The sequence below is a fragment of the Actinomadura sediminis genome, from assembly GCF_042675525.1.
Classification (GTDB): Bacteria; Actinomycetota; Actinomycetes; order Streptosporangiales; family Streptosporangiaceae; genus Spirillospora; species Spirillospora sediminis.
This window is the reverse complement of record NZ_JBHTJA010000161.1, coordinates 1-10203: the sequence shown is the minus strand read 5'-3', so window position 1 is coordinate 10203 and position 10203 is coordinate 1. Positions and strand designations below refer to the sequence as shown.

The window sequence follows — 10203 nt, the reverse complement described above, 5'->3', positions numbered from 1 at the left end:
CGCTCGCCGCGCTGCGCGTCGCGTACCGCCGCCGCCTGCTCGTCCTCGCCGGCCGCGACCTCGTCGGCGCCGCCGACGTCGCCCGGGTCGCCGCCGAGCTCGCCGACCTCGCCGCCGCCGCGCTCGAGGCGGGCCTGGCGATCGCCCGCGCCGAAGTCCCCGAGCACACGGCCTGCCGCCTCGCCGTCATCGGGATGGGCAAGTGCGGCGGCCGGGAGCTGAACTACGTCAGCGACGTCGACGTCGTGTTCGTCGCCGAAGCCCGCGACGGCGCCCCCAAGGACGCCGCGCTGCGCGCCGCGACCAGGCTCGCCGCCGCCACCATGCGGGCCTGCTCCGCCAGCACCGAGGAGGGGTCCCTCTGGGAGGTCGACGCGGCGCTGCGCCCCGAGGGCAAGGCGGGCCCGCTCGTGCGGACCCTCGCCAGCCACCGCGCCTACTACGAGCGCTGGGCGAAGACGTGGGAGTTCCAGGCGCTGCTGAAGGCCCGGCCCGTCGCCGGCGACGCCGACCTCGGCGCCCGCTACGTCGACGCCGTCGAGCCCATCGTGTGGGCCGCCGCCGAGGGCGAGGACTTCGTCGAGGACGTCCAGGCCATGCGGCGCCGCGTCGAGGCCGACCTCAACCGGCGCAGCGCCGAGGCCGAACGGCAGCTCAAGCTCGGCCCCGGCGGCCTGCGCGACATCGAGTTCGCCGTCCAGCTCCTCCAGCTCGTCCACGGCCGCACCGACGAGGCCCTCCGCAGCCCCACCACGCTCGAGGCGCTCGCCGAACTGTCGCGCGGCGGCTACGTCGGGCGCGAGGACGCCGCGGCCCTCACGTCCGCCTACCGGTTCCTGCGCCGCGTCGAGCACCTCCTGCAGCTGCACCGGCTGCGCCGCACCCATCTCGTCCCCGACGACGAGGACGACCTGCGCCGCCTCGGCCGCGCCCTCGGCCTGCGCGCCGACCCGGTCGGCGAGTTCACCGCGCTGTGGCGGCGGCACGCCCGCGAGGTCCGCCGCCTGCACGAGAAACTGTTCTACGCGCCGCTGCTGCGGGCCGTCGCGCGGCTCCCCGAGGAGGAGGCGCGGCTCACCCCCGAGGCCGCCCGCACCCGCCTCGAAGCGCTCGGCTACAACGACCCGGCCGGGGCCCTGCGGCACATCGAGGCGCTCACCGCCGGGGTGTCGCGCCGCGCCGCCATCCAGCGTACGTTGCTGCCGATCATGCTCGGCTGGTTCGCCGACGCCCCCGCCCCGGACGCAGGCCTGCTCGGCTTCCGGCAGGTCAGCGACGCCCTCGGCACCACCCCGTGGTACCTGCGGCTGCTCCGCGACGACATCGGCGTCGCCGAGCGGATGGCGTGGCTGCTCGGCGCCAGCCGCTACGCCACCGACCTGCTGCTGCGCGCCCCCGAGGCCGTCGCCATGCTCGCCGGCGACGCCGGACTGACGCCCCGCCCGCACGACGCGCTGCGCGCCGAGGCCCTCGCGGCCGTCCGCAGGCACGCCGCGTCCGGCGGCGCGGACGCCGTCGCCGCCGCCGCCGAGGACGCCGTCACCGTCGTGCGGGCCCTGCGCCGCCGCGAGCTGTTCCGCGTCGCCGTCGCCGACCTGCTCGGCCGCACCGACGCGACCACCGTCGGGGAGGCCCTCACCGACATCGCCGCCGTCACCGTCGAGGCCGCCCTGCGCGCCGCGGCCGACGCCGTCGAGGCCCGCACCGGCGCGCCGCTCCCCACCCGCGTCGCGGTCGTCGCGATGGGCCGCTTCGGCGGGCGGGAACTCGGCTACGGCAGCGACGCCGACGTCATGTTCGTCCACGACCCGCTGCCCGGCGCGGACGAGCGCGCCGCCGAACGCGCCGCCCGCGCCGTCGCCGAGGAACTGCGCCGCCTGCTGGCGCTGCCCGCCCCCGACCCGCCGCTGGTCATCGACCCCGACCTGCGCCCCGAGGGCCGCCGCGGCCCGCTCGTCCGCACCCTGGCGTCCTACGCCGCCTACTACGCCCGCTGGTCCGAGCCGTGGGAGACCCAGGCGCTGCTGCGCGCCGACCCCGTCATCGGCGACCCCGGCCTGTGCGAACGGTTCCGCGACCTCATCGACCCGATCCGCCGCCCGGCCGGCGGCATCGCCGACGACGCCGTCCGGCAGATCCGCCGCCTGAAGGCCCGCATGGAGTCCGAACGGCTCCCGCGCGGCGTCGACCCGCGCCTGCACGTCAAGCTCGGACCCGGCGGCCTGTCGGACGTCGAGTGGGCCGCCCAGCTCATCCAGCTGCGGCACGCCCACGACGTCCCGGAACTGCGCACGACCCGCACCCTCGCCGCGCTCGACGCCGCCGCCCGCGCCGGGCTGCTCGACCCCGACGACGCCGAGGTGCTCGCCGCCGCGTGGAAGCTCGCGACCCGCATCCGCGGCGCCGTCATGCTCGTCCGCGGCCGGGCCTCCGACGTGCTGCCCACCGACAACCGCAGCGACCGCAGCGCCGTCGCCCGCGTCCTCGGGTACACGACCGCGGGCGACCTGCTGGAGGACCACCGCCGCTGCACCCGCCGCGCCCGCGCCGTCGTCGAGCGGGTCTTCTACGGCTACGAGGACTGACCGGCGCCCACCGGCTCCGGACGGTCGCCGGCGGCGGGCCGCGGCGACGGAGCGGGCACGGCGGGGGAGGACCGCCCGAGCAGCCGGGCCCGCGCGCCCGGCAGCAGCCGCGCGTACAGCAGCCACGACAGCGCCAGCGCGCCCGCGACCACCGCGAACCCCGCGACCGCGTCCAGCACGTAGTGGTTCGCCGTCGCGAGGATCACCAGCGTCGTCGTCAGCGGGTACAGCACGCCCAGCGCCTGCAGCCACCGCCGGGCCGTCAGCCGCACCACGACGAACCCGCACCACAGCGCCCAGCCCGCGTGCATCGACGGCATCGCCGCGTACTGGTTCGTCATCGTCGCCGACGCGTCGCTCGCGTACAGGCCGAACGACTGCAGCGCCGTCACCGGGTCGACGAACCCCGCCTCGTGCAGGAACCGCGGCGGCGCGAGCGGGTACAGCCAGAAGCCGAGCACCGCCACCCCGGTCGCGATCATCAGGGACGTCCGGAGCCACCGGTAGTCCTGCGGCCTGCGCAGGTACAGCCACACCACCATGCCGAGCGTCACGGCGAAGTGCATCGTCGCGTAGAAGACGTTCGCCGCGCGCGCCAGCCACGGAAGCTCCAGCAGCGCCCGGTTGAGCGAGAGCTCGACGTCGAGGCCCAGCGCGCCCTCGAGCCGCAGGATCTGGTCCGCGTGGGCGAACGCGGACGCGGTGCCGTCCTGGACCAGCACGATGCGCGTGAGCGAGTAACCGGAGTAGAACAGGACGATCAGCAGCAGCTCCCGCCACACCGGGGGTACCGTGAACACCCGGCGCCGCGGCGTCGCGGACGGCCTTCGCCGCTCACCGCGCGGGGCCGGGTGGGCCGGGGCTCGGTGAGCGGCCGGGGGGGCGATCTGGGCCATACCGACCATCCTTCTCCGATGGTCGCGACATGTGATCACCGCAGCGAACGGTCTTCACCTCAGACCTGAGTAGTACGACCCTGAGGCCGTATCCGGTCTTTGGGCGGAGTTCACCCACGCTTTCGGTTGATTTCCGATGCCTCGGCTCCGCCTCGCGGACCCCGTGCCGCGGGCACGTCCGCCGCCCCGCTCCCCGGCCCTTCGGCCCCCGCCCATGAATACCAGGTCCCCTGAACTCCAGGTCCCCGCGACGCGCGCGGCCCCGGCGGGAAACCCGCCGGGGCCGCGCGAATCAGGACGGATCCTGGACGTCGCAGGACGTCGCCTTCCGATCCCCCGTCAGCAGTGGGACGCCACCGCACGATCGAATCAGATGTCGTAGTACATCTCGAACTCGTGGGGGTGGGGGCGGAGGCGGATCGGGTCGATCTCGTACTCGTTCTTCATCGAGATCCAGGTGTCGATGAGGTCCTGGGTGAAGACGCCGCCCTCGAGCAGGTAGTCGTGGTCGGCCTCGAGGGCCGCGAGGACCTCGGGGAGGGAGCCGGGAACCTGCGGGATCGCGCGGGCCTCCTCCGGCGGGAGCTCGTAGAGGTCCTTGTCGACCGGCTCGGCGGGCTCGATCTTGTTCTTGATGCCGTCCAGGCCGGCCATCAGCATCGCCGAGAAGGCCAGGTACGGGTTGCAGGACGGGTCCGGGACGCGGAACTCGACGCGCTTGGCCTTCGGGTTGGAGCCGGTGATCGGGATCCGGATGCAGGCCGACCGGTTCCGCTGCGAGTAGACGAGGTTGACCGGGGCCTCGAAGCCGGGGACCAGGCGGTGGTAGGAGTTCACCGTCGGGTTGGTGAAGGCCAGCAGGGACGGCGCGTGCTTGAGCAGGCCGCCGATGTAGTAGCGGGCGTTGTCGGACAGGCCCGCGTACCCGACCTCGTCGTAGAACAGCGGCGAGCCGTCCTTCCACAGCGACTGGTGGCAGTGCATGCCGGACCCGTTGTCGCCGAAGATCGGCTTGGGCATGAACGTGACGGTCTTGCCGGCGGCGCGCGCGACGCTCTTGACGACGTACTTGTAGAGCAGGAGGTTGTCGGCGGCCTTCAGGAGGGTGTCGAACTTGACGCCGATCTCGGACTGGCCCGCGGTGCCGACCTCGTGGTGGTGCAGCTCGACGTCGATGCCGACGTTCAGCAGCTGCGCCGACATCTCCGAGCGCAGGTCCGCGTAGTGGTCCATCGGCGGGACGGGGAAGTAGCCGCCCTTGTAGCCCGGCTTGGCGCCCAGGTTGCCGCCCGGCTCCTCACGGCCGGTGTTCCACGCGCCCTCGACGGAGTCCAGGTGGTAGAAGCCGGCGTTCGGCGACGTCTGGAAGCGGACGTCGTCGAAGATGTAGAACTCCGCCTCGGGGCCGAAGTAGCAGGTGTCGGCGATCCCGGAACCGCGCAGGTAGTCCTGGGCCTTCTTGGCGACGTTGCGCGGGTCGCGGCTGTAGGGCTCCCCGGTCAGCGGGTCGTGCACGAAGAAGTTCAGGTTCAGCGTCTTGTGCTGCCGGAACGGGTCGAGCACGGCGGTCGCCGGGTCGGGCAGCAGCAGCATGTCCGACTCGTGGATCTCCTGGAACCCGCGGACGGACGAGCCGTCGAACATCAGGCCCTCGGTGAAGATGCTCTCGTCGAAGCGCTCGACGGGGAACGTGAGGTGCTGCATCTTCCCCGGCAGGTCCACGAACCGGCAGTCGACGAACCGTACGTCCTCGTTCCTGATATAGCTCAGGATCTCTTCGGCGCTGCTGAACATCCGGCCTCCTTGGCACTCCTTGGCTATCCAAGAGGCTAGGCAGCCGCCGTTTCCCGGCCATGTCCCATATGTTTCGAGCGTGTTACGCGAGTCGTCCTTCCTGTGACGGGACGCCGGGGGCGAGGGCCCGTCGGAACCCGCCGGGGGAGCGGATAGCGTAGGGACATGAGCAGTGGCAAGGGCCCGCGCTGGACGCAGACGTGGCTGAGCGGCGCGCGCGCCGCAGGGGCCGACCTCGGGGACCCCGGGGAGCGGTTCGGTTTCCCGGAGAGCGGCAGCGGCGCCGTCGCGAGCTACCCGCGCAGGATCGGCGCGCTGTTCGTCGACTGGGGGCTGTCGATGCTGGTCGCGAGCCTGCTGGCGCGCACCCTCGAGTGGGGGCCGCCCGAGCGCAGCACCTGGACGCTCGTCGTCTTCGGCATCCAGGCGTGGCTGCTCACCTCGCTGATCGGCATGACGATCGGCAAGCGGCTGTGCGGGATCCGCGTGGTCCGCCTGGACGGCCGTCCCGTCGGGCTCGCCTGGGGCCTCGCGCGCACGCTGCTGCTGCTCCTGGTCGTCCCGGCGCTGCTCTGGGACCGCGACTACCGCGGCCTGCACGACCGGGCGGCGAACACCGCCGTCGTGAACATCTGACCGGACGCCCGCGCGTCCACCGCGCGAACCCTACGGCGAAGCGCCCCGTCCCGGCGGCCGGGAGGGGGCGCTTTCGTCTCGCCGTCGCGGCGTCAGCGCATCCGGGGCTTGGGACCCTTGGGCATCTTCGCGCCCTTCGGGATCGGCCCCTTCGGCATCTGCATCGCGCGGGGGAGCGCCTGCAGCCGGTCGTTCAGCTCCGCGACCTGGCCCTTGCTGAGGTTGCGCGGCAGCTTCATCAGGTGCCGCTGCAGCTTGTCCACCGGGACCTGCCCCTCCTCGTCGCCCACCTGGACGTCGTAGATGGGGACCTGCTGGGCCGCGCGGGAGATGCGCTTCTTCTCCGCGCCGAGCAGGTGCCCGACACGGTTGCGGGGCCCCTCGGAGACCAGCACGACACCGGCCCGCCCGACCGCGCGGTGCACCATGTCGAGGTTGCGGTTGCCGGCCACCGCCTCGGTGACGGTCCAGCCGCCGCGCATGTTCTTCAGGATCGCGGCGGCCGCGCCCGGCTGCCCGGCGATCGCCTTGTACTGGGCGCGCTGCGCCAGCTGGCCGAACACGATCATGCCGACCGCGAACGCGGCCAGGATGCCCAGCGGGATGAAGAACCACAGCTGGCCGAAGATCAGCCCGAGGACGACGATGACGGCCAGCGTGCCGATCGCCGAGGCGAAGACGATCGGGAGGGCCTTCGGGTTCGCCTGGTGCAGGACCTGGGCGACCATGCGGATCTGCTTGAGGCGGCCCGGACGCTCCTGGCCTCCGTCTGCGGGCTTTTTCGACATGGTTCCAAGGATAGTCGGGTCGGGGTCGTCACCGGACAGGCGATTCGTCCCCGAACTGCGTGCGCGTCAGGACTCCCGCGCCTCGATCGCCTGCTTGTAGAGGCGCCCGGCGCGGTAGCTGGAACGGACGAGCGGGCCCGACATCACGCCCGCGAAGCCGATCTCCTTGGCCTCGTCCGACAGTTCGACGAACTCCTCCGGCTTCACCCAGCGCTCGACCGGGTGGTGCCGCGGGGACGGCCGCAGGTACTGCGTGATCGTGATGAGTTCGCAACCGGCGTCGTGCAGGTCGCGCAGCGCCGCGGAGATCTCCTCGCGGGTCTCGCCCATGCCCAGGATCAGGTTCGACTTGGTGACCAGCCCGTCCTCGCGGGCCCGGGAGATCACCTCGAGGGAACGCTCGTACCGGAAGCCGGGGCGGATCCGCTTGAAGATCCGCGGGACGGTCTCCACGTTGTGCGCGAGGACCTCGGGCCGCGACGAGAACACCTCGGCGAGCTGCTCGGGCACCGCGTTGAAGTCGGGGATCAGCAGCTCGACGCCGCAGCCGGGCACGGCCGCGTGGATCTGCCGCACGGTCTCCGCGTACAGCCAGGCGCCGCCGTCCTCCAGGTCGTCGCGGGCGACGCCCGTGACGGTGGCGTACTTCAGGCCCATCGTCACGACCGACTCGGCGACGCGGCGCGGCTCGTCCCGGTCGAACTCGGCGGGCTTGCCGGTGTCGATGTTGCAGAAGTCGCAGCGCCGGGTGCACTGCTCCCCGCCGATGAGGAACGTGGCCTCGCGGTCCTCCCAGCATTCGAAGATGTTGGGACAGGCCGCCTCCTGGCACACCGTGTGCAGGCCCTCGGACTTCACCAGCCCGATGAGCTCCTTGTACTGCGGGCCCATCTTCAGCCGGGTCTTGATCCAATCCGGCTTGCGCTCGATCGGGGTCTGGCTGTTGCGTGCCTCAATGCGCAGGAGCTTGCGCCCCTCTGGTGTCACCGTTGTCACCCGTTCAGACTACGTCGCCGTTCCGGGGATCGGCACACCGCGCCGCCCCGGCCTCGCCGTCCCGCTCGTCCGGCCCGTCCGGCCGGTCCGGTCCCGTCCGCCCGGCCCGGCGTCGATGCCGTATCGGGAGGATCTCGAACGAGTGACGTTAACGGCGGTGCGCCGCGGATTCGCGTGTTTCGGTCATCTTTTTCCCCGGACGTCTCTAGGGTGGCTCCCTGTCGTCACGAAGAGTCGTCACGGCCATCGAACGGGCAACCGAGCGGACAGGAGGAGTGCGGTGGGTCTGGCAATGTCGTACCTCAGGGTGCCGCCGGTTCTGGAGGGCGAGACCGATCCGGGCAGGATCGCCCGCAACGTCTTCGGCGACCGGGAGTGGCGCCGCCGCGCCGCGCCCGGGCCCGTCGACCTCGGCGGCGCCTGGCAGGCGCTCCACTATTTGCTGACGGGCGACGCGTGGGACGGCCGCCAGCCCGAGGCGGACGTGGTGTGCGGCGGCCGGCTGCTCACCGAGGACGGCGCCGACGAACTCGGGATGGACGTCGTCTACCTGGCCCCGGACCGCGTGAAACCGGCGGCCGACCACCTGGCGGCGACGCCGTTCGCCGACGTCGCGGCCCGCTTCGACCCCGCCGCGATGCACGCGGCGGGCGTCCAGGACGCGGCCGGTCTCGACGCCGCCGCGCGCGACGAGGTGCTCGCCCCCGCCTACCGGGCCCTCACCGGCCTCTTCCGCGCGGCCGCCGACGACGGCGAGGCCGTCTACAAGGTGATGTTCGCGTCCTGAGGGCGCGGAGGACGCGGGGCCTCAGAGGGAGGCGAGGAGGCGGGGCTCGAGGCGCGTCTCCTTCGCGGTGCCAGGGCCGTCCGGCTCCACCCGGTAGGCGCCCGCCTCCTGCCGGAACGAGACGGCCTGGACGAACTCGGTCCCCACGTAGTGCAGGGCGACCGACTCGTCCGCCGCGTAACCGCCCGGCAGGGTGCCTTCGCCGACGAGCTGCTGCAGCAGCGGACGCCGCTGCGGGTCGCTGTCGTAGTGGACGCCGCAGGAGTACGGCAGGAACCCGAGGCCGTCGGTCAGCGGGCGCAGCTGCGGGCCGAACGAGTCGGTGTTGCCGCCGGCGTGCCAGCACAGGGCGCCCGCGCTCTGCCCGGACAGGACGACGCCCGCCTCCCACGCCTCCCGCATGATCTCGTCGAGGCCGTGCAGCCGCCACAGCGCGAGCAGGTTGGCGACGCTGCCGCCCGACACGTACACGAGGTCCTGGGTGAGCAGGTGCGCCCGCATGTCCGCCACGTTCGGCATCGGGAACAGCGCCAGATGGCTGACCTCGGCGTCCAGCGCGGAGAACGCGGCGTAGAAGCGGGACACGTACTCGGCGCCGTCGCCCACGGCGGTGGCGAGGAAGCAGACGCGGGGACGGTCCTGCCCGGTGAGGTCGGCGGCGTACCGCAGCAGCGGGCTCGGCGCGAGCCCCTCACGGCCGTCGGGGACGAACGACCCGCCGCCGATCGCGAGAATGTGCGGCTGTCCGTCGGTGCTCATGCGCCCTCCTCGAGGCCGTTCTCCAAGGCCCTTTCGCTGACGCTGTCACCGTACGGCCGGTGGGGATCGCGGGCCGCGACTTTGACGAATCTTGAGCGGAACGCGCGGAAACCCCGCCGTCCGGGGGGACGGCGGGGCCTCCGGTGAACCGGGGAAGGATCAGAGGCCGAGCTCGGACTCGAAGTTGCCCTCCTCCAGGCGGTGCTTGACGGTGCCCAGGAAACGGGCGGCGTCGGCGCCGTCGATGAGCCGGTGGTCGTAGGTCAGGGCGAGGTAGACCATGGACCGGACGGCGATGACCTCGCCCAGCTCGGGGTCGTCGATGACGGCGGGGCGCTTGACGACCGCGCCCGTGCCGAGCATGCCGACCTGCGGCTGGTTGAGGATCGGGGTGTCGAACAGGGCGCCGCGGCTGCCGGTGTTGGTCAGCGTGAACGTGCCGCCGGACAGCTCGTCCGGGCTGACGTTGCCGGTGCGGGTCCGCTCGGCGAGGTCGGCGATGCGCTGCGCGAGCCCGGCCAGGTTGAGCTGCCCGGCGTTGTCGATCACCGGGACCATCAGGCCGCGCTCCTGGACGTCCACCGCGATGCCGAGGTTCTCGACGTCGTGGTAGGTGACCTCGTTCGTCTCGCTGTTGATGACGGCGTTGAGCTTCGGGTGCGCCTTGAGCGCCTCGAGCGTCGCCATCGCGAAGAACGGCAGGAAGGACAGCTTGACGCCCTCGCGGGCCTCGAAGTCGGCCTTGGCCTGCGCGCGCAGCCGCGCGATCTTGGTGACGTCCACCTCGACGACGGTGGTGAGCTGCGCCGACACCTGCAGCGACTCCACCATGCGGCGGGCGATCGTCTGCCGGATCCGCGACATCGGCTCGGTCTTGCCGCGCAGCGCGAGCTGCTCGGCCGGGGCGGCGGCGGGCGCCGGGGCCGTGTGCCGCCCGGACGGGCGCGCGGCTGGCGCGGCGG

General features: G+C 72.8%; 9 protein-coding genes. 3 read left to right on the top strand and 6 right to left on the bottom strand.

Annotated elements, in window-relative coordinates; translation table 11 throughout:
- The coding region (locus tag ACFQ11_RS35535) for a bifunctional [glutamine synthetase] adenylyltransferase/[glutamine synthetase]-adenylyl-L-tyrosine phosphorylase (RefSeq protein WP_378306945.1) at nt 1-2585 on the top strand (2585 nt) is incomplete at its 5' end.
- Here the strand turns inward: ACFQ11_RS35535 and ACFQ11_RS35530 are convergent.
- Complete coding sequence (locus ACFQ11_RS35530; protein WP_378306943.1) at nt 2573-3385, bottom strand: phosphatase PAP2 family protein; 813 nt, start codon at nt 3383-3385, stop codon at nt 2573-2575. The genes ACFQ11_RS35535 and ACFQ11_RS35530 overlap by 13 nt on opposite strands.
- A 465-nt stretch (nt 3386-3850) precedes the next feature.
- The gene (glnA, locus tag ACFQ11_RS35525) at nt 3851-5275 is read right to left on the bottom strand and encodes a type I glutamate--ammonia ligase (protein ID WP_378306941.1); all 1425 of its coding nucleotides are present in this window, start codon (nt 5273-5275) and stop codon (nt 3851-3853) included.
- A gap of 165 nt (nt 5276-5440) precedes the next feature.
- On the opposite strand from glnA, the gene ACFQ11_RS35520 reads away from it, so the two are divergent.
- Nucleotides 5441-5911 (top strand): RDD family protein, encoded by a 471-nt coding sequence (locus tag ACFQ11_RS35520; protein WP_378306939.1) that lies wholly within the window; start codon nt 5441-5443, stop codon nt 5909-5911.
- Between the two features lie 92 nt (nt 5912-6003).
- On the opposite strand, the gene ACFQ11_RS35515 is transcribed toward ACFQ11_RS35520, so the two are convergent.
- Nucleotides 6004-6699, bottom strand: a complete 696-nt coding sequence (locus tag ACFQ11_RS35515) for a DUF4191 domain-containing protein (protein ID WP_378306937.1) — start codon at nt 6697-6699, stop codon at nt 6004-6006.
- Nucleotides 6700-6765: 66 nt separating this feature from the next.
- Nucleotides 6766-7695 (bottom strand): lipoyl synthase, encoded by a 930-nt coding sequence (lipA, locus tag ACFQ11_RS35510; RefSeq protein WP_378306935.1) that lies wholly within the window; start codon nt 7693-7695, stop codon nt 6766-6768.
- Nucleotides 7696-7975: 280 nt separating this feature from the next.
- Between lipA and ACFQ11_RS35505 the strand changes: the two genes are divergently transcribed.
- The gene (locus ACFQ11_RS35505) at nt 7976-8482 is read left to right on the top strand and encodes a YfbM family protein (protein WP_378306933.1); all 507 of its coding nucleotides are present in this window, start codon (nt 7976-7978) and stop codon (nt 8480-8482) included.
- Between the two features lie 21 nt (nt 8483-8503).
- On the opposite strand, the gene ACFQ11_RS35500 is transcribed toward ACFQ11_RS35505, so the two are convergent.
- Together ACFQ11_RS35500 and ACFQ11_RS35495 are read right to left on the bottom strand one after the other, a co-directional pair.
- Complete coding sequence (locus ACFQ11_RS35500) at nt 8504-9241, bottom strand: Type 1 glutamine amidotransferase-like domain-containing protein (RefSeq protein ID WP_378306931.1); 738 nt, start codon at nt 9239-9241, stop codon at nt 8504-8506.
- A gap of 159 nt (nt 9242-9400) precedes the next feature.
- On the bottom strand, nt 9401-10203 hold an 803-nt coding region (locus ACFQ11_RS35495; protein ID WP_378306929.1), incomplete at its 5' end, for a 2-oxo acid dehydrogenase subunit E2.